At 60.4% G+C, this 19,169-nt stretch carries 21 protein-coding genes and 1 tRNA gene; 19 read left to right on the forward strand and 3 right to left on the reverse strand.

Annotation, left to right across the window (positions count from 1 at the left end; genetic code table 11):
- Window positions 1-101: 101 nt before the first annotated feature.
- The 4 genes from pheT to B2V21_RS01045 all read left to right on the forward strand — a co-directional run bounded on the left by pheT (window position 102) and on the right by B2V21_RS01045 (window position 3,289).
- Entirely contained in the window at window positions 102-2,480 is a 2,379-nt protein-coding gene (gene pheT / locus B2V21_RS01030; RefSeq protein WP_286915764.1) for a phenylalanine--tRNA ligase subunit beta, read from the forward strand.
- A 3-nt stretch (window positions 2,481-2,483) separates the two neighbouring features.
- A complete protein-coding gene (ihfA, locus tag B2V21_RS01035; protein ID WP_002553164.1) occupies window positions 2,484-2,786 on the forward strand; it encodes an integration host factor subunit alpha in 303 nt (100 codons plus the stop codon).
- On the forward strand, window positions 2,767-3,123 hold the full coding sequence (locus tag B2V21_RS01040; RefSeq protein ID WP_043188397.1) for a MerR family transcriptional regulator: 357 nt from the start codon (window positions 2,767-2,769) through the stop codon (window positions 3,121-3,123). Before ihfA ends, B2V21_RS01040 begins: the two co-directional genes overlap by 20 nt.
- Before the next feature lie 89 nt (window positions 3,124-3,212).
- Window positions 3,213-3,289, forward strand: a tRNA-Pro gene (locus B2V21_RS01045).
- A 256-nt stretch (window positions 3,290-3,545) separates the two neighbouring features.
- Here B2V21_RS01045 and B2V21_RS01055 read toward each other — a convergent pair.
- The gene (locus tag B2V21_RS01055; protein ID WP_286915765.1) at window positions 3,546-4,409 is read right to left on the reverse strand and encodes an MBL fold metallo-hydrolase; all 864 of its coding nucleotides are present in this window, start codon (window positions 4,407-4,409) and stop codon (window positions 3,546-3,548) included.
- 91 nt (window positions 4,410-4,500) lie between these two features.
- On the opposite strand from B2V21_RS01055, the gene B2V21_RS01060 reads away from it, so the two are divergent.
- The 4 genes from B2V21_RS01060 (at window position 4,501) to B2V21_RS01075 (ending at window position 7,768) form a co-directional block, all read left to right on the forward strand.
- Window positions 4,501-4,830 carry an ArsR/SmtB family transcription factor gene (locus tag B2V21_RS01060; protein WP_049859180.1) on the forward strand — a complete coding sequence of 110 codons (330 nt, stop codon included), beginning with the start codon at window positions 4,501-4,503 and terminating at the stop codon, window positions 4,828-4,830.
- Between the two features lie 41 nt (window positions 4,831-4,871).
- The gene (locus tag B2V21_RS01065; RefSeq protein WP_286915766.1) at window positions 4,872-6,437 is read left to right on the forward strand and encodes a bifunctional protein tyrosine phosphatase family protein/NAD(P)/FAD-dependent oxidoreductase; all 1,566 of its coding nucleotides are present in this window, start codon (window positions 4,872-4,874) and stop codon (window positions 6,435-6,437) included.
- Between the two features lie 4 nt (window positions 6,438-6,441).
- The gene (locus B2V21_RS01070; protein ID WP_286915767.1) at window positions 6,442-7,239 is read left to right on the forward strand and encodes a sulfite exporter TauE/SafE family protein; all 798 of its coding nucleotides are present in this window, start codon (window positions 6,442-6,444) and stop codon (window positions 7,237-7,239) included.
- Window positions 7,240-7,423: 184 nt separating this feature from the next.
- Window positions 7,424-7,768, forward strand: coding sequence for a DUF1654 domain-containing protein (locus B2V21_RS01075; protein WP_286915768.1), 345 nt, complete (start codon window positions 7,424-7,426; stop codon window positions 7,766-7,768).
- Between the two features lie 45 nt (window positions 7,769-7,813).
- On the opposite strand, the gene B2V21_RS01080 is transcribed toward B2V21_RS01075, so the two are convergent.
- Complete coding sequence (locus tag B2V21_RS01080) at window positions 7,814-8,674, reverse strand: XRE family transcriptional regulator (RefSeq protein WP_376787095.1); 861 nt, start codon at window positions 8,672-8,674, stop codon at window positions 7,814-7,816.
- Between B2V21_RS01080 and B2V21_RS01085 the strand changes: the two genes are divergently transcribed.
- The 11 genes from B2V21_RS01085 to B2V21_RS01135 all read left to right on the forward strand — a co-directional run bounded on the left by B2V21_RS01085 (window position 8,640) and on the right by B2V21_RS01135 (window position 17,623).
- On the forward strand, window positions 8,640-9,503 hold the full coding sequence (locus tag B2V21_RS01085; protein ID WP_286915769.1) for a DnaT-like ssDNA-binding domain-containing protein: 864 nt from the start codon (window positions 8,640-8,642) through the stop codon (window positions 9,501-9,503). The genes B2V21_RS01080 and B2V21_RS01085 overlap by 35 nt on opposite strands.
- The gene (locus tag B2V21_RS01090) at window positions 9,500-10,198 is read left to right on the forward strand and encodes a replication protein P (RefSeq protein ID WP_286915770.1); all 699 of its coding nucleotides are present in this window, start codon (window positions 9,500-9,502) and stop codon (window positions 10,196-10,198) included. Before B2V21_RS01085 ends, B2V21_RS01090 begins: the two co-directional genes overlap by 4 nt.
- Before the next feature lie 34 nt (window positions 10,199-10,232).
- Complete coding sequence (locus B2V21_RS01095; protein WP_286915771.1) at window positions 10,233-10,826, forward strand: hypothetical protein; 594 nt, start codon at window positions 10,233-10,235, stop codon at window positions 10,824-10,826.
- Window positions 10,827-11,112: 286 nt separating this feature from the next.
- The gene (locus B2V21_RS01100; protein ID WP_090357545.1) at window positions 11,113-11,298 is read left to right on the forward strand and encodes a Com family DNA-binding transcriptional regulator; all 186 of its coding nucleotides are present in this window, start codon (window positions 11,113-11,115) and stop codon (window positions 11,296-11,298) included.
- A 6-nt stretch (window positions 11,299-11,304) separates the two neighbouring features.
- Entirely contained in the window at window positions 11,305-12,033 is a 729-nt protein-coding gene (locus B2V21_RS01105; RefSeq protein ID WP_122741879.1) for a polysaccharide lyase family 7 protein, read from the forward strand.
- A gap of 186 nt (window positions 12,034-12,219) precedes the next feature.
- On the forward strand, window positions 12,220-12,591 hold the full coding sequence (locus B2V21_RS01110; protein WP_049859186.1) for a chemotaxis protein: 372 nt from the start codon (window positions 12,220-12,222) through the stop codon (window positions 12,589-12,591).
- An 89-nt stretch (window positions 12,592-12,680) separates the two neighbouring features.
- Entirely contained in the window at window positions 12,681-13,121 is a 441-nt protein-coding gene (locus tag B2V21_RS01115; RefSeq protein WP_286915772.1) for a lysozyme, read from the forward strand.
- Window positions 13,121-13,639 (forward strand): DUF2514 family protein, encoded by a 519-nt coding sequence (locus tag B2V21_RS01120; protein ID WP_286915869.1) that lies wholly within the window; start codon window positions 13,121-13,123, stop codon window positions 13,637-13,639. The genes B2V21_RS01115 and B2V21_RS01120 overlap by 1 nt, the downstream gene beginning before the upstream one ends.
- A 159-nt stretch (window positions 13,640-13,798) precedes the next feature.
- Complete coding sequence (locus B2V21_RS01125) at window positions 13,799-14,851, forward strand: LacI family DNA-binding transcriptional regulator (RefSeq protein WP_286915773.1); 1,053 nt, start codon at window positions 13,799-13,801, stop codon at window positions 14,849-14,851.
- A 246-nt stretch (window positions 14,852-15,097) separates the two neighbouring features.
- Entirely contained in the window at window positions 15,098-16,387 is a 1,290-nt protein-coding gene (locus B2V21_RS01130; protein ID WP_286915870.1) for an MFS transporter, read from the forward strand.
- Window positions 16,388-16,462: 75 nt separating this feature from the next.
- Entirely contained in the window at window positions 16,463-17,623 is a 1,161-nt protein-coding gene (locus B2V21_RS01135; RefSeq protein ID WP_286915871.1) for an L-talarate/galactarate dehydratase, read from the forward strand.
- Window positions 17,624-17,737: 114 nt separating this feature from the next.
- Here the strand turns inward: B2V21_RS01135 and B2V21_RS01140 are convergent, their stop codons facing one another.
- Window positions 17,738-19,102, reverse strand: a complete 1,365-nt coding sequence (locus tag B2V21_RS01140; protein WP_286915774.1) for an MmgE/PrpD family protein — start codon at window positions 19,100-19,102, stop codon at window positions 17,738-17,740.
- Between the last annotated feature and the right edge of the window lie 67 nt (window positions 19,103-19,169).

Raw genomic sequence — 19,169 nt, forward strand, 5'->3', positions numbered from 1 at the left:
TGCTGCGTTACGGCGTCAATGATTTGCGCCTGTTCTTCGACAACGACTTGCGGTTCCTCGCGCAATTTCGCTAGCCGTAACGAATCTTTCAGGAGAGCAGGATGAAATTCAGTGAACAATGGCTGCGTGGCTGGGTAAGCCCGCAGGCTTCGCGAGACGAGCTGGTTGCGCGTCTGTCGATGGCAGGTCTGGAAGTGGACAGCGTAACCCTGGCCGCAGGTGAGTTCAGCGGTGTAGTGGTGGGCGAGGTGCTGGCCACCGAGCAGCACCCGGACGCCGACAAGCTGCGCGTGTGTCAGGTCAGCGATGGCAATGAAACATTTCAGGTGGTCTGTGGTGCGCCGAACGTGCGCCCCGGCCTGAAGATTCCATTCGCCAAGATCGGTGCGCAACTGCCCGGTGACTTCAAGATCAAGAAAGCCAAGCTGCGCGGCGTCGAGTCCAACGGCATGCTGTGCTCGCAGTCCGAGCTGCAGGTTGGCGAAGGTAATGACGGCTTGATGGAGCTGCCAGTCGATGCGCCGACCGGCGAAGACTTTCGGGTGTACCTGGGGCTGGACGATGCCAGCATCGAGGTCGACCTGACCCCCAACCGTGGTGACTGCCTGTCCCTGGCAGGTCTGGCCCGTGAAGTGGGTGCGCTGTATGCCGCGCCGGTCACTCGCCCGGTCATCGCCGCCGTTGCTCCGGTCAACGACGACGTGCTTCCGGTGGAAGTGCTTGCGCCGGCAGCTTGCCCGCGTTTTCTTGGCCGTGTAGTGCGCAATGTGGATCTGTCCAGGGCCACTCCGCTGTGGATGGTCGAGCGCCTGCGTCGCAGCGAAGTGCGCAGCATCGATGCCGCGGTGGACATCACCAACTACGTGATGATCGAGCTGGGCCAGCCGATGCATGCTTACGACCTGGCCGAAATCGACGGTGGCATCCGGGTACGCATGGCCGAGGAGGGCGAGAAAATCACCCTCCTCGACGGTCAGGAAGTCGCTCTGCGCAGCGACACTCTGGTCATTGCCGACCACGCTCGTCTGCTGGGCATCGCTGGCGTCATGGGCGGCGAGAACAGCGGCGTGACCGCCAAGACCGGCGATGTGTTTCTCGAGGCCGCGTTCTTCGAACCGATCTCGGTGGCAGGCAAGGCGCGTTCGTATGGGCTGCACACCGACGCTTCCCATCGCTTCGAACGCGGTGTCGATTCGAACCTCGCCCGTGAAGCCATGGAGCGCGCGACCGCGTTGCTGCTGGACATCGCCGGCGGCGAACCGGGCCCGATCATTGAAAGCTTCAGTGCGGAGCACTTGCCGCAGATCGCACCGATCACCTTGCGTGCCGAGCGGGTCAGCCAGATGCTGGGGCTGGAGCTGGGCAGCAGCGAGATCGAAGCGCTGCTGACCGGTTTGGGTCTGGGCGTCAAGACCAGTGGGGAAGGGCAGTGGTCGGTGGAAGTGCCGAGTCATCGCTTCGACATCAGCCTGGAAGTCGATCTGATCGAGGAGCTGGCTCGGCTCTACGGCTACAACCGTCTGCCGGTACGCTACCCACAGGCGCGTCTGGCGCCGCAGGCCAGCCCGGAAGCTCGCTCCGACCTGCCTGCCCTGCGTCGCCTGCTGGTCGCCCGTGGCTATCAGGAAGCGATCACCTACAGTTTCATCGATCCCAAGCTGTTCGAGCTGTTCAGCCCTGGCGTCGAGCCTCTGTTGCTCGCCAACCCGATCTCGACCGACATGGCGGCGATGCGCTCGTCCTTGTGGCCAGGTCTGGTCAAGGCCCTGCAGCACAACCTCAATCGCCAGCAGGACCGCGTGCGCCTGTTCGAAAGCGGCCTGCGCTTCGTCGGTCAACTGGACGGGTTGAAGCAGGAGCCCATGCTGGCTGGCGTCGTCTGCGGCAGTCGCCTGCCGGAAGGCTGGGCTCAGGGCCGCGAAACCGTGGACTTCTTCGACGTCAAGGCTGATGTGGAAGCCGTGCTGGGCTTCGCCGGTGCGCTGGACGCCTTCACCTTCGTTCCGGGTCAGCACCCGGCGCTGCATCCAGGCCAGACCGCCCGTATCGAACGCGATGGTCAGGAAGTAGGCTACCTGGGTGCCTTGCATCCGGAGCTGGTGAAGTCGTTGGGTCTGGACCGCGCCGTCTTCGTGTTCGAGCTGGTGCTTGCCGAAGTTTCCGAAGGTCGTCTGCCGAAATTCCAGGAGCTGTCGCGCTTCCCTGAAGTGCGTCGTGACCTGGCATTGCTGGCCGATCGTGATGTGGCTGCCAGTGCAGTAATGGAGGTCATTCGCGAGAACGCCGGGGAATGGCTCACCGACCTCAGGTTGTTTGACGTCTACCAGGGTAAAGGCATTGATCCTCATAGAAAAAGCCTCGCTGTTGGCTTGACCTGGCAGCATCCATCGCGCACTCTTAACGACGATGAGGTGAATACCACGACACAAGCCATCCTCACCTCGCTCGAACAAAGGTTGAACGCCACGTTAAGGAAGTAGCGCATGGGGGCTTTGACGAAAGCTGAAATGGCGGAACGTCTTTATGAAGAGTTGGGCCTGAACAAGCGAGAGGCCAAGGAATTGGTCGAGCTGTTCTTCGAAGAAATCAGGCACGCTCTTGAAGACAACGAGCAGGTCAAATTGTCGGGTTTCGGCAATTTCGACCTTCGGGACAAACGCCAGCGGCCTGGCCGCAATCCGAAAACCGGTGAAGAAATCCCGATCACGGCTCGCCGCGTGGTCACCTTTCGTCCAGGGCAGAAACTGAAAGCCCGAGTTGAGGCCTATGCTGGAACCAAGTCATAACGACGAACTTCCGCCCATTCCCGGCAAGCGCTACTTCACCATCGGTGAAGTCAGCGACTTGTGTGCCGTCAAGCCTCATGTGCTGCGGTACTGGGAGCAGGAATTTCCTCAGCTCAACCCCGTGAAGCGTCGCGGAAACCGTCGGTATTACCAGCGCCAAGACGTGCTGATGATCCGTCAGATCCGCGCGCTGCTGTATGACCAGGGTTTCACCATCGGAGGTGCGCGTCTGCGTCTGTCCGGTGACGAAGCCAAGGATGACACCACGCAGTACAAGCAATTGATTCGCCAGACGATCTCCGAGCTCGAAGATGTCCTGAGTGTCCTGAAGAAGTGAATTTTTGGAAAAAAATACTTCCATAATTCAAATGCTTAAGGTATATTTCTCGACGTTCTCAGAGGTTCTGGAACAGCTTCACGCTCGGTCGGGGCGTAGCGCAGCCCGGTAGCGCACTTGCATGGGGTGCAAGGGGTCGAGTGTTCGAATCACTCCGTCCCGACCATTTATTCCTGAGTAAAATCAGACATTTAAGCCACTTCTTGAAAGTGGCTTTTTTGTGCCAGCGTAAAACATGCGCAAAACTATCTCGCGATACCGCTGATATCCAAATCTGCTTGGACCTCCGACCAGACCACGTTCGCATGGTTTCTCTGGTAGGTGCGCGTCATCTCTTCGCTGGCGTGGCCGGCGAGCTTGTACAGGTGTAGCGATAGGGCGCGGATCTCATTAAAGCCTGGCGCTTCCTCTTCCTGCCATTTTCAAAACCTGTTCACCGGAATCTTCAAGCTGCACAAACCGCTCTCATCCGCAGGCGGAAGATTCCCGGCCCGGATGTTCACCTGTATCGCCGGCAACAACAGCGCTGGAACCGACAGGGTGGCATCACGCGCTGTACGCATGCGCACGAACGACGCCAGATCCGACGCGTCGCTGACGTGGATGTTCTTCTCCCGCTGCTCGGCCACGGTGGTTGTCCAGCACGCCTCTCTGCCAGCGGGAGGGTAGTCGTGGCACATGTACAGTCGGGTGTGTAGGGGTAGGCTCAGCAGGCGTCTGATCGATCCGTACATTTGTTCGGCATCCCCGCCCGGAAAGTCGCATCGGGCGGTGCCCACGTCAGGCATGAACAGCGTATCGCCGACGAAGACATGTGAGTCGTCGACCTGATAGGCGATGTCTGCCGGCGTGTGTCCAGGTACATGCAGAACTTTCACGGGGATCGCGCCGATGTGAAACGCCTCGTCCGCCTCGAACAGTCTGTCGAACTGCGAACCATCGGGCAGGAAGCTGGGTTCGAGGTTGTAGATGTCGCGAAACACTTTCTGCACCGCAGTGATCTGCGCACCGATGCCGATCTGGCCGCCGAGTGCATCCCTGAGGTAGGCGCTGGCGGAGAGGTGATCCGCATGCGCGTGGGTTTCCAGCAGCCACTGCACCTGCAGCCGGTGCTCGTTCACGAACGCGATGATACGGTCTGCGTTGTCGGTGTGGATGCGTCCGGCCTTGGCATCGTAATCCAGCACCGGGTCCACAATCGCGCAAGGTCCTCCCGGAGCCTCGAAAACGACATAGCTCACGGTTGCCGTGGCGGTGTCGTAGAAACCTTCGATCTGCGCGGCCATTGGCAGCCTCCTTCAATGCACGTCATTACACTATATTGAAAGATATACTATCCAATCGTAGACTGTCGATCTTCCACTGTTGGGGCTTGCCATGTCTGCTCAATTGTCTGCCGAGGAAATCGGTCTGCTGCGCGATTCAGCCTCCAAGGCGTGTGCCTTGCTCAAGGCATTGGCCAACGAGGACCGTCTGTTGTTGCTGTGCCAATTGACTCAGGGCGAGCGCAACGTGGGCGAGCTGGAGGCATTGTCCGGGATCAGGCAGCCGACGTTGTCGCAGCAGTTGGGCGTGCTGCGTGACGAGGGCATGGTCAACACGCGCAGGATGGGTAAGTACATCTACTACTCGTTGGCCAGCTTCGAAGTGGTCTCGTTGATGCAGACACTGTCGGGCCTGTACTGCGGCCAGGCGCTGAAGAAGTAAGCCTCTGCACCCTCACACAGCGTACATGCCTGGAGTTTGCAATGGAGCAAGTGGTAAAGCGTATAGATGCAGGGTTCTCGGTGGCGGGCCAGCTCGAGCCGGGTGATCTGCCGCAGGTGCGGGCGCAAGGCTTCGCCAGCGTGATCTGCAATCGTCCGGATCAAGAGGGTGGGGCGGAGCAACCCGATCATCTGGCCATGGAGCGCGCGGCCGTCGCCTCAGGGTTGGAATTTCACTATCTGCCTGTGGCCAGCTCTGGTGCCACCGATGCGCAGGGTCAAGCGCTGAAGGCACTGCTGGAGCGGCTGCCCAAGCCCATGCTTGCCTACTGCCGTACCGGCAATCGATCCGCCAGGCTCTACGAGCTGGCAACCAAGGGCAGCCCTGAAACCCGGCAGTACGATGTCGTGATCATGGGCGGTGGTTCTGCCGGCATCGCTGCCGCGGCCAGTCTGCTCAAGCGGGATGCGTCGCTACGCGTTGCGATCGTCGAGCCTGCCAGCGAGCATTACTACCAACCCGCCTGGACGCTCGTGGGCGGGGGCGCCTACAACATCGATGACACCCTGCGTCCAATGGCCAGCGTCGTTCCCCAGGGCGCGCACTGGATCAAGGCGTCGGTATCGGCCTTCGCGCCCGGCCGTCAGCGTGTGTTGCTCAGCGATGGGACCGAGCTGGGTTACCAGCAGCTCATCGTCTGCCCCGGCCTGCAGCTGGCCTGGGAGAAAATCGAGGGTCTCGAAGACACGCTTGGCAAGCATGGGGTGACCTCGAACTACCGACACGACCTGGCGCCTTACACTTGGGAACTGGTGCGCGCTCTGCGCAGCGGGAACGTCTTGTTCAGCCAGCCGGCGATGCCGATCAAATGTGCAGGCGCACCGCAGAAGGCGATGTACCTGTCCTGCGATCACTGGCGCAAGGAGGGCGTGCTGAAGTCGATTTGCGTGGAATTCAACCTGGCGGGGCCTGCGTTGTTCGGGGTTGCCACATTCGTCGCCCCGCTGATGAAGTACGTCGAAGCGTACGGCGCAGCCCTGGCCTTCCAGTCCAATCTGGTCAAGGTCGATGGTCCCGGCAAGACCGCCTGGTTCGATGTCACGGACGCGCACGGCAATGTGACCTGTGTACAGAAGCGTTTCGATGTCCTGCACGTCGTGCCACCCCAGCAAGCGCCGGATGTGATTCGTCGAAGCGAACTGGCCGACAAGGCAGGCTGGTTCGAGGTCGACCCGGCGACCTTGCAGCATCCGCGCTATCCGGAAATCTTCGCCGCAGGCGATGTCTGCGGCACCAGCAACGCCAAGACCGCTGCGGCAGCCCGCAAGCAGGTCGTGGTGGTTGCAGAAAACCTTATGGCATTGCGCAAAGGCCTTGAACTGCCTCGTCGTTACGACGGCTACGGTTCGTGTCCTCTCACTGTCGAGAAGGGCAAGGTCATATTGGCCGAGTTCGGCTATGGCGGGAAACTGCTGCCGACGTTTCCCATGGACCCGACCATACCGCGCCGGTCGGCGTGGTTCCTCAAGGCGCGATTGCTGCCATGGTTCTACTGGAACGGCATGCTCAAGGGGCGCGAGTGGTTCACCGACTGCGCCTCGAAGTGAGCGGATGCTGACTTTCCTGCTGGGGGCCTGCGTGGGCCTAGTGCTGGGGCTCACCGGCGCAGGCGGTGGCATCCTGGCGATTCCGGCGCTGACCCTGGGGCTGGGTTGGTCGGTGACCCAGGCCACCCCCGTCGCCTTGCTCGCGGTGGGCAGCGCGGCGCTGATCGGCGCGATGCAGGGGTTGCGCCAAGGGCTGGTGCGCTACAAAGCGGCAGCCACGATGGCCGCGGTAGGCTGGTTGGTTGCGCCGCTGGGACTTTACGTCGCCGCGCGAGTCCCTGGCACAGCGCTGATGATCTTGTTCGCCGCAGTCATGCTGGTGGTGGCTTGTCGGATGTACCTGCAGGCCAGGGGAGACAGCGAAGCGCAAGGCACGCTGCAGCGCAACTGCATGCTCGATCCCGCCACGGGCCGACTCGACTGGAATGCCCGCTGCCTGGCCACCCTGGCCTCGATCGGCGCAGCGTCGGGATTTCTGACCGGCCTGCTGGGCGTGGGGGGAGGGTTTCTCATCGTCCCCGCCTTTCGAAAGTTCAGCGATGTGCGCATGCACGGCGTGGTCGCCACCTCGTTGATGGTCGTCACGCTGGTCTCGCTGGGCACCTTGGGCCATCTGTTCAGCCAGGGGGTTACGTTTTCATCGGCAGGCGCCTTGTTCACCGTATCGGCACTGGTCGGCATGATTGGTGGTCGCCTTGCGGCGCCGAACCTGCCTGCACGGCTTTTGCAGCAAATGTTTTCTGTGCTCTGCGTCTGCGTGAGCCTGCTGATGCTGGGCAAGACTTTCTTTGCCATTGGATAAGCAGTCGAGACAGCTAATGCTGCAGTGCTGTCCGAAGGATGCCGCTCGGGCGGGCATGCGCCGGTGCATCATCCGACCCCTGCATGCCTGAAGGAAAAATCCCACAACGCAGGGTTCCCATTTCTCGCAGCCCTCGTTATGCTTCCGCCTAATACTGGATATGCATACAGCTTCAGGGGGCGGTATGGTGGGGCACGTGGAGGCGGCGCACGAGGAGCGCCAAGGATTGACAGGGATGGAGCGCCTGAGCTTGCGCGTGTCCGAAATGATCAATCATCCTATCGCCCAACTTCAGCGATGGGTGACTATTGCCAGGCTGGACAGCGATGGCGACAGGGAGTGGCACGAGGTGCTGGGCATACTGGCGGATACCGACGAACTGGAGTTGTCGCACAATGATGACGGCAGCGTAACGGTCCGTTGGGAGGAGCCTGAAAAGAAAGGCCGGCCAGGCGTGGATGAATGGGAGCAGGATAGCCAAGTGGCAACGGATCCCTGGGCCTCCGACTCCAGATCGGCGCCATTCTGAATGTACAGATAGCACCTACCTTCATTATTGAGCTTCAGCCGCCCGTCAAACGGGCTGTCCATTCCACACGTACAACACCCGGGCCAGGATATGCGTATCGTCTACGCGGATTTCTTCCGGGTCGTGATGCTCGTTGTCCGAGATCATCTTGAACCGATCCTTGCCTTTCTTCTGAAGACGCTTCACGTAAAGCATCTCATCGTGGGAGAAAAGGTAGATGCCGTCGCCGGTGAACTCGCGAATGGTCACATCCACCAGCAGGGGATCGCGGTCCTTGATCGTCGGCGCCATCGACTGGCCCCAGCCGGTGATCATCTTCAGGTGAAAGTGCTCCTTGAACCTGACCCCCATCTCGCGAAGGTGCTGCGGGCTGACCCTGATGTCCTGGAGCATTTCCGGGTATTCATGGGGGATCTGCCCGCCACCCATGGCGGCGCGCACGTCGTAATGGGCAATCCACACCTCATCCCCAACCTGGCCAGGGCGCGAGAAATCGACCGTGATGACGTTGTCTCCATGCTCGGCAGTGGCAAGAATCCTTTGCTTCAAGCCTTCCGGCAGCTTGGAAGCGCGCGCCAGCATGTCCTTCACCAGCGCTATGGCCGAAGCCGGCTCGGCCTGTGCTGCCGAGTCCTGGGTCGCGGCAGCATCCAGTGGCGCATAGCCTCTCAATTGATCGGTGCTGATCCTAAAGTGATCGGCGATCGGCCGCACCTGGGTGTCGGTCGGGTTCCTGATTCCCTTTGGGCCGTTGGGCTTGAGTATTCGCGAGATCGTGGGCTGACCGACCTTCGTCAGGGCTGAAAGCCTGGCCTGGTTCAGTCCTTCGCGAGCCATCAGCTCGGCCAGGATTTTATCGATAGTTTTATGCATGAGTGCAATCGTCGCCTCAGGCGGTGCATACATCAAGGATGCACTCTGTTTACAAGTATGCACCAGTGCATTATCGTGTGCATATATTTACAGGGAGGCTCAGCAAATGGCCCGTATCCGCACCGTCAAACCCGAGTTCTGGTCGAGCGAGCAGGTCATGTCCTGCCGCCCATTGGCCCGTCTGCTGTTCATTGGTCTTTGGAATTTCTGCGACGACGGCGGCAACCATCCGCTGTCACCCAGGACGATCAAGGCGCTCATATTTCCCGGCGACGACCTGACCATCGATGAGGTCAGCGAACTGTTGGGCGAGCTCGAAGGCGCCCAGCTGACGCGTCGCTACACCGCCGAGGGCAAGCAGTACTTGCATGTCATGGGCTGGAAGCACCAGAAGATCGAGAAAAAGAACTTCAGGCATCCGCCTTTTCCCGCGGCGCTCTACGACGAATCGTCGAGCGGTCGTCGACCGCTCGACGCCGGAAGGGAAGGGAATGGAACAGGAGAAGATCAACACAACTCGCTCGGCGCGCGCGTTGAACATCCCCCTGAATCAGTCGATCCCACAGCGGCTTGCCAGATGAGCCTCGAGTGGAAGCCCGACCCGCGCTTGCTGGCCGCCTTCGCCAAACGCATGGGTCTGGCCGAGGCGCTGTTCACGCATGAGGCCATCGGTGCGTTCGTCTGTCACTACGCCGCCTCTGGCCGTTTCGAGACGCAGCTGGCCTGGGTGAGTCTGCTGGTGAAGTGGATCAAGCGCGATGCGGCCACCGGCGCGAGCGTCCATCCGTTCCCGTTGCGCAAGGCCAGCGAGCCTGATTTCGATGACACTTCGTGGGCCGAAGGGCTGATGGTGAAGGCATGAAATCAGTGAATCAGTTGCTGGCATCCGCTCACAATCTGCCTGCGGTCGAGACGGTCCAGGCTGTGCCGGTTTCGGCCGAAACCACCGCAGTCGTCAATGCACTGTTTCGCAAGCTGCGCGGAATCTTCCCGGCCTGGCGCCAGGCGTGGCCATCGACCGAGGCACTGAACGCGGCGAAGGAAGAGTGGATCCAGGGGTTCGCGGCGCAGGGTATCCGTTCGCTGGAGCAGATCGAGTTCGGTATCCAGAACTGCCGCAAGGCGCAGAAGCCGTTCGCACCAAGCGTGGGTGAGTTCATCGCCATGTGCAGGCCAGGCCCCGAATGCCTGGGCATGCCGTCGGCGATGGAGGCGTGGATCGAAGTACTGATGGGCACTTACAGCCATGAGGGCGTCCATCTGGCGGCCAGGGCCACCGGTTTGTTCGATCTGCGTGGGGCCAGGCCGGACGATAAAGGCCTGCGCCAGCGCTTCGACCGTCACTATGCGGTCATCCTGCTGCGCGCGCAGGCGGGCCGCCCCATGGAAGCCGTGATCCAGATTGACCAGGAGCGGCGCAAGACCGAGCTGCAGCGTGCTGATGAACACGCCGATCGTCAGGTGCAGGCGAGGATGATTCAGCAGGGTATTCCAGCGGACGGTACTCAGGCCCGCGAGCTGCTGATGGCGACAGTGGGCAAGCGGAGCATTTCGTGATGACTGACTGCGGCGAATTCAAGGAGAGAACGGCATGATGCAACTCAACACCGCCCGGGCAGCCTGGCACGACGCTTTGTATACCCCATGGGACCGCCAAGGTGCGCACTTCGAACAGATCGGCCGTCTGGGCTGCTCGGTGCAAAAGACCGCGAAGTCGATCAACAGCCGGCACGCGATGCACCAGTCGATCTCGGCGCGGATCCAGCAGGCGATCGCAACACTGCCGGGTTATCTGCAGGCCTTTGGCAACCATCTGTACAGTCCGCTCAGCGATATCGATGAGCAAGAAGAGGCGCAGGAGCGCGTGCTGCACATCGCTTACGCCGCCGGCCCGAAGATGACGGCGCGCAAGTTCGAGAAGGCGCGGTATGTGGCTCAAGTGGTGCTGTTGCGCTACAAGCGTCTGAACCAGGGCGGGCAGGGGGAGGGGATCGACCCTCTACCAACAGTGGAGAAGATGCGCGAGTACATTCTGGAAACTTCAGGGGTGCGACTGGTGGGTGATCAGTGGGCCAGGGACTGGGGAAGTTTCGTCGAGCGCTGTTTCGATGCCTGCAGCCAACTGGATAACGCCGCGTTGACGCCCGTTGCAAAAACAATCGCTGCGATGAAAGAAGTTGCTTGATCTTTTGTCGGCGCTCAGGCATCATTTTCCAATCTTGAGCATTTCGTCTTCAGAACCTTGATCCAAGACAACCATTTTAAAGACCCGACCCAGCGTCGGGTTTTTTTATGCCTGACAGAAACCTGAGAGCCCCGAACATTTCGGGGCTTTCGCGTTTCTGCACTTCGCAAAAATGAAGCGTTGCGTTCGCGGGCGCCGTAACTCGCAAAGGACCCGCCTGCACGCTTGCCACCTCCAATGGCCCAGCCGCGGCGTGCAACGTAGCTGAAATCAAAGGACTTAGCAGATGTTGAAAGACTGCCGATGCGGTAAATGCAAACGACTGCTTGCCCGCATGGGCGAGTTCACTGAGCTCCAGATCAAATGTACCCGCTGCGGGACGTTGAATCATGTGAAGGCCACGAGCCTCGAGCGATCGCCTGTGAGCGACACGAAAGCGGAATCCTCCGCATCAAACTCAACTCAAAGGTGACTTCACATGGCAACTTCCCCAATCGATCTTCACTGGTCCCTGACCACCCCCGAAGCTGACGGCGACTCGGCCAAGACCTACACGCCCTCGCAAGTAGCGGCCATCACCGGCAACAAGTACTTCGAGATCACCGACAGCTACCTGCGGTTCACGGCGCCGGTCAATGGTTTCACCACCGCACGATCCACCAAGACCCGTAGCGAGTTCCGGGAATACAAGCCCGGCACCAATCAGGAGTGGAACTGGGAAGCGTCCGGTGGCACCCATGCCATGGGTGCTTCGCTGGTCGTGAACAGTGTTCCCGACAAGGTAGACACGCGAGAAGGCTCGGTGTACATCGGCCAGATCCATGTCGACAATGGCGAGAGCCCGCTTTTCAAATTCACCTACGAAAAAGAGCGCGCGCCTGCGACGACTTACAAGGTGGTGGCTTCCTTTCGTGCAGATCCGGACAAGGATCCTGTCAACAGTGATCTGTTCAAAGGCATCGCGAAGGGCGCCCGGATCCAGTACTACGTCAAAGTCAGTTCGACCGGGAAACTCACTGCTTATGTTCAGGTGGGCGAGGTGCGCGAGAACTTTGCCGGGGATCTGGCGTTGTGGCTGCAACAGAGCACGGCGCCGCTGTTCTACTTCAAGGCCGGTGTCTACAACAACTCCACTGCTACCAGCACCGTGGAGGACGCCAACCAATCCGAAGCGCTGTTTTATAAACTGACCACTACCCACGCCTGACGGCCTTGGAGGTCGCGGATGCTGCTGCCATAACGGCGGGCATCCGCGACATCCTTGCGCAGCAGCAAGCGTCACACCCTATTTCAGCGAGGCCGGTAGGCAGCGTGTGTCGACCGGCTCGCAACCCCATCAAACGCTTTATTGCAAAGAGCGTTTGTATCCCACTTCAAACTTACCGGAGCACTTATGGACCCTAACGACCTCGGCCCGGGCACAGCCGCGTGGCTGGGCGGGACGGGCACCGTATTGCTGGGCGGATTTCTCTGGCTGCGCAAGTTCCTGTCCAGGGATGCCACCGATAGGGCAATGGACAAAGCCGATATCGATACCGTCCGCCGGCTCACGGAATTGCTCGACGCCGAACGCATGGCCCGCAGGGAATCCGACGCCCGCGCCGATCAATTCGCCAAGGAACGCAATGCACTCGCCGCTGCAGTGGGCCGCATGGAAGGCAAGATAGAGGCCCTCACCGGGCAGGTCGCCCAGCTCACGGACAAGGTCACCACGCAAAGTGCCGAGATCGCGCGACTGCGATCACAGCTCGGTGGCTCGGTTTGATAGACACAAGCGCAATGGCGCGTATCGCACCTCACCCCTCACATCTCCCATCCCGCCGCGTGCGGGCTTTTTTTCGTCTGGAGGAACACATGAAGACATCCGCAAAAGGCATTGCTCTGATCAAGTCCGCTGAAGGTTTGAAACTTGAGGCGTACCCGGACCCTGGCACTGGCGGGCCGCCCTGGACGATCGGATATGGCAGTACATTGGGCGTTACCCCTGACAGTGTCATCACCGAGGCCCAGGCTGAGCGAATGCTGGGCGAGGATCTCGTTCGATTCGAGCGGGCTGTGGAGCGGCGGGTGATCGTGCCACTCGACCAAGGGCAATTCGATGCACTGGTGTCGTTCACGTACAACGTCGGCGAAGCCAGCTTTGCCGAATCGACCCTGCTGCATCGGTTGAATGCGGGCGATACCGCTGGCGCAGCCGAGCAGTTCAGCCGGTGGGTGAGCGCCGGCGGGAAGGTCCTGCCTGGCCTGGTCAAGCGTCGCGCCGCCGAGCGTTCGCGGTTTCTGGGCATCACGTGATGTCAGGGGTAGGGCAAGTCCGGCTCGTCATCGTGCTGGGGCTGGGCGCCACCGCGCTGTATGGCGCCTACCGCCATGGGGCGACGGTCACCCATGCTGCCAGAGACACACAGTGGGCGCAGGCCGTGGCCGCCCAGCAGGTCGAACGGGTGCGAGCCGTTCAGGCTGCTCGCGACGATGAGCAACGCTTCCAACGCGAAGCCAATCAGGTAGGAATCGATGCAAGAAAGGAAATCGCTGCTGCCAATGCCGATGCTGTTGGCCTCGATGCTTCTGCTGACCGCCTGCACATCGAGGCCAGCAAGTTTGCCGCCAATTCAGGCGCCTGCGCCAGCACTTCCGGCGCTGCCGACCGAGGCCCGTCAGCCGCCCGCGCCGCCCTGGTGCTCTCCCAATTGCTCGAGCGCGCTGATGCGCGAGCGGGAGACTTGGCGAATGCTTATGACCGCGCCCGAATAGCCGGTGAGGCGTGCGAGCGTGCTTATGATGTGATCAGGGGTAATCGGACTGCGCACTGATCTAGGCGGATCGTGCCTGAACAACTTTTGGCCGTAGCGCCCCCCATGAGCCGCGTATAGGATAGAACGTCATCACACCCGCGATACGTTGATCAATCATTTCATTGCATTACGGCTGACTCGTCGCTTTCATGTCATGCCCTTGAATCCGGAAACCCGATGGCAAAGAAACCTGGCACGAAGTCCGCCACCCACGACGTCTCTCAGCCCAAGAAAGCGTCGAGCCTGACTTTGATCGATGTGGCCAAGATTGCTGGCGTTTCGCCTATTACCGTTTCCCGTGCGCTGCATCGCCCTGAAGTGGTGAGCAAACAGGCGAGGGAAAAAGTCTTGGAAGCGGTGCGCGTCACCGGTTATGTATCCAACATGTTGGCCGGGGGGCTGGCGAGCAACAAATCGCGGCTGGTGGCGATTTTCCTGCCCACCATTGCCAACTCCATTTTCGCCGACACGGTGCAAGCCTTGATGGACCGTCTTGCCCAGGCAGGCTATCAAACCCTGCTGGGCTTGACGGGCTACTCTGCCGAACAGGAAGAGAAGCTTCTTGAAGCCGTCCTCGGTCGTCGACCAGACGGCATCGTCCTGACCGGAACCCTGCACACCGAGTCCAGCCGCCTGCGTCTGGCCCAATCGGGTATTCCGGTGGTCGAAGCGTGGGACTTGAGCGAGGAGCCGTTGGATATGCTGGTCGGTTTTTCCCATGAAGGGGTAGGGAAGGCTACGGCTGTGCACTTGCTTGCCAAAGGCTACAAGCGGTTTTCAGTGATCACCATCAGCGATCCGCGCGGCCTTCGCCGTTGCGAGAGTCTGATTGCCGAGTTGCAGCGTCAGGGTGCGGCCCAGGTCCCGATGCGGATCATGACACCGCCCGCCACCCTGGAAGTCGGTCGTGAGGGCCTGCGACAGCTTTTCGCGCAGGGTGCGACACCTGACGTCGTGGTCTGCAGTTCTGACACCATCGCTCAAGGTGTGCTCGCCGAGGCCGCCAGCCGTGGTCTGCAGGTGCCCGCCGACCTGGCGGTAATGGGTTTTGGCGACTTGAGCAGCGCTGCCCATGTGTATCCAGCACTGTCGACAGTATGTGTAGACGGCAAACGCATTGGCGATCAGGTTGCCAGAGCACTGCTGGAGCGCTTCCACTACCCGGCCGGCAGCACTGCGCCCGCTCGAATCGACACTGGATTTACGCTGATCGATCGACAAAGCACCTAATTCATTTTGTCTGAAAACCGATGAGCGCGCTCTTGAATGATTGCGCAATCAGCGTAGGATTCCCGACAAGGTCATCCTGCCCCAGCCCAGGATGACTTTTTTCGATCTCAAAATGATTGCGCAATCATTCGGTCATCACGCAGTCGACTTCAAGCTCGCACCGCGACAAACACAATAAGGATAATAAAAGTGAAGATACCCGCATCCCCGGTCGAAAAGACCAACGTCCGCTATCTCATCCTGGCGATGATCTTTATCGTCACGGTGTTCAACTACGTCGACCGCGCTACGCTATCGATAGCCGCACCCGCCATGCGCGCCGACTTGGGTTTCGATGCGATGACCATGGGCATCGCCTTTTCGGCATTCGGCTGGGCCTACACCAGCATGCAGATCCCAGGTGGGATCGTGCTTGATCGGTTCGGCTCGCGGCTGGTGTTGGGCATCAGCCTGATTCTTTGGTCGACGCTCACGTTCCTGCAGGGCTACGTGGATCTGTTCAGCTCCGCGTTTCTGGCACTCTTCATACTACGTTTTCTGATGGGCGTGGCCGAGTCTCCTGCCTTTCCTGCAAACAACCGGCTGACCGTGATGTGGTTTCCGCGCCACGAGCGCGGCTTGGCTACGGCGATCTTCCAATCGGCGCAGTATTTCGCCCTGGCAGCCTTCACCCCGGTGATGGTGCTGCTGCTCAATAGCTTTGGCTGGCAGCACGTGTTCTTCTGGACCGGTGGGGCAGGGATACTCATCGGCCTGCTGTGGTTCAAAATGGTCCACGAACCTCGCAAGGACAAACGCGCCAATCAGGCAGAAATCGACTACATCGAAGCAGGAGGCGGCTTGCCTGGCATCGGCGACGCCAAGACGCCCTTCAGTTGGAAGAATGTTCGCGCCATTGGTGCCAATCGGATGATGCTGGGTATCTACCTGGGGCAGTTCTGTTTGACTTCCATTACCTGGTTCTTCCTGACCTGGTTCCCCACCTATCTGATCGAAGCCAAGGGCATGACCATGCTCAAGGTCGGTCTGGTTGCGGCTATTCCCCCCATCGCCGGGTGCCTGGGTGGCATGATCGGCGGTGTATGGTCCGACTGGATGCTCAAGAAGGGCTGCAGCCTGACGACCGCCCGCAAGACACCGATCATCTGTGGCTTGCTGTTGTCGAGCAGTATCGTCGTCGCCAACTACACCCAGTCCGTGCCCTTGGTCATTCTGGTGATGTCGATCGCGTTCTTCGCCAAGGGCGTCGGCAATCTGGGCTGGTGCATCGTCGGTGATGTCTCGCCAAAGCGTGCCATGGGCATCAGCGGTGCGATGTTCAACTTCTGCGGCAACATCGCCAGCATCGTTACCCCGATTGCAATCGGCGTGCTGGTGAATCAGTTGGGTTCCTTCGATGCGGCGTTGATGTATGTGGCCGCCATGGGGCTGCTCGGCGCCTTTGCCTACTTGTTCATCGTCGGCCCGCTCAAGCGCATGGACATCGACGAACTCAACGACTTGCCGACGCCTGTATCCGAGCCACTGAAGAGCTGACTGGCTGATGCACGCTCTTGATGACGCATAACCCACCTTCACAACAAGGAGAGCACCATGCTCGGACAACAAACCATGCCTGGACAACAACAAAACCACACATCATCCGACGGCGACCGAATCGCCTATGTCAAGGTCTCCTCGGTCTTTCTGCCCCTGGCCAACCCTATCAGCGACGCCAAGGTGCTCACGGGCCGGCAGAAACCCATGACTGAAATTGCGATTCTTTTCGCCGAAATCGAGACGGTCGATGGCCATAAGGGCCTAGGCTTCAGCTATTCGAAACGGGCCGGTGGCCCTGGTCAGTTTGCCCACGCCAAGGAGATCGCGCCGGCGTTGATCGGTGAGAACCCGAGCGACATTGCCAAGCTGTGGACCAAACTGTGCTGGGCAGGTGCTTCGGTTGGCCGCAGTGGCTTGTCAACCCAGGCTATCGGTGCATTCGATGTGGCACTGTGGGACCTCAAAGCCAAACGTGCCAACCTGTCTCTGGCTCGTCTTCTGGGCGCGCAACGTGACTCGGTACGTTGCTACAACACCTCAGGTGGCTTTTTGCACACACCGCTGGACCAACTGTTGAAAAATACGGACCTGTCGCGGGAAAAGGGCATCGGTGGCATCAAACTCAAAGTCGGCCAACCTGATTGCGCCATTGATATCGAGCGAGTCAGTACTGTGCGTAGGCACCTGGGCGACAACTTCGCGCTGATGGTGGATGCCAATCAGCAATGGGATCGTCCGACGGCGCAGCGCATGTGCCGGCGATTCGAGGAGTTCAATCTGATTTGGATCGAAGAACCGCTCGACTGCTACGACGCCGAAGGCCACGCTGCGCTCGCGCAACAGTTCGACACACCGATCGCTACGGGCGAGATGTTGACCAGCGTCGCCGAGCACGCCGAATTCATCCGGCTGCGAGGTGCCGATTTCCTGATGCCCGATGCTCCCCGGGTTGGGGGTATCACCCCCTATCTGAAAGTCGCCGCGATGGCCGAACAGGCTGGGGTGATGTTGGCTCCCCATTTTGCCATGGAGCTACACGTGCACCTGGCGGCGGCTTATCCGACCGAGCCCTGGGTCGAGCACTTCGAATGGCTCGAGCCACTTTTCAACGAACGCCTCGAAACGCGCGAAGGCCGCATGTTGGTGCCGACACGCCCCGGCCTGGGGCTTTCCCTGAGCAAGCAGGTCGGCCCTTGGACTGCACAGGTGGCTGAAGCGGGCAATCGTCCATAGTGGGTTCAACGACACGCTCCTGAGGCTTGCGTAATGAACTGATAGGTGTTTCCTCTATTGGGCACTGTGTTCCGCAGTGCCTGAACCAGGACGCACCTGGCGTTTTACCGACGTTCAACGCGCCATGCAAAGATCGCCGATCACCTCGGCGCGCTGCAATTGCTCCATGCGCATGAGGGTATCGCGCAAGTTCGCAACCGCTTGCGAATCCAAAGCCTTGGCGGCGTTATGGTTGAACTTGGTCATGATGCTCTCCAGGGGGGCTGGCTGGTCGGCGGTTCTGCCAGCAGGACTGTGCGATCGCACGGTCAGCTGCGTCCCGTCGTGCAATCGAATGTGCAACTCGGTCAGGTAGTTGCCCGGTCTGGCTAGAGAGGGAGTGGGGTGAGGCAGGGCGTGTATGCGTTGCATGAGGGTCAGCGCTTCGGCGTCCTTGAAGGCATGTTCGCTGAAGCTGTCGAGCACGATACGGCCGTCGATCAGGGCGCGGGCCAGGCAATATTGCACGCTGAATTTGGCATCCAGGCTGGTCCGCAGCAGCGGGCGGTCGACATGGGTCAAGCGCAGTGGATGCAGGTAGACCTCGATGGCTGCAACGTCGCGAACCTCGAAAGGATGATCGCGGCGCAGCGTGAACAGGGCATCGAGGCTGGTGTGTGTGCTGTCGCAGCAAGGGTAGAGCTTGATGCCGATACCTGGCTCCACGATGTCCAGGGGCGCAGCCCAATTCTGCAGTGCCAGGGCTGGCATGTAGTTGCCGGGTCCGTTGAACACTTCGAAGAAGCCTTGGCGATGTTCGAAGGCATCCAGGCTTGCGGTGAAACCGTTGCGGGTCAGAAGCGCCGCCATCAGGCCGTTCCTGGCGGCGTGGCCGACGTGGTAGGGCTTGGCCATGGTGCCGAAGTTGGCCTTGACGCCTGAGGCCAACGACACGCACAGCGCCAAGGCCATCGAGGTCTGCTGTTCATCGAGGCCAAGCAATCGAGCACTGGCCGCAGCTGCGCCGAACACGCCCAAGGTGGCAGTGGGATGCCAGCCCTTGTCGTAGTGATGAAAGTTGACGCTCCGTGCCAGGCGTGTCTGCGTTTCGAAGCCGGCCACGTAAGCCAGCAGCAGCTGGCGGCCGGTGTATCCTCCTTCAGCGGCCAAGGCGAGTAAGGCTGGCAGCATCGGCGCGGTAGGGTGTCCGCCCATGGCGATGTTCACGTCGTCGAAATCCAGCGCATGGGCCGCAGCGCCGTTGACCAGGGCCGCGCACAGCGGGTCCAGTCGTTCGTGTCTGCCCAGTACCGGTACGTCGCCCAGGGTGTTCAGTCCCCAGGTCCGTAGCAGCGTGTGTACCACGGGTTCACGTGCGCCTGCCAGGGCACAGCCCACGGTGTCGAGGATCGCAAGCTTGGCGTTCCACAAGGCCTGTGGGGATAAGTGCTCGAAGGTCAGGCTGCAGGTACGTGCTGCGATAGCAGAGGTCAGTTTCATGGTGAGTCCAATCGTGAGGGGAGGTATCGACAAGGCGTGTCGGTACCTCGGTCAAGGCCGCATTGCG

The sequence above is a fragment of the Pseudomonas sp. UBA6276 genome, from assembly GCF_002438365.1.
GTDB classification, from domain to species: Bacteria; Pseudomonadota; Gammaproteobacteria; order Pseudomonadales; family Pseudomonadaceae; genus Aquipseudomonas; species Aquipseudomonas coleopterorum.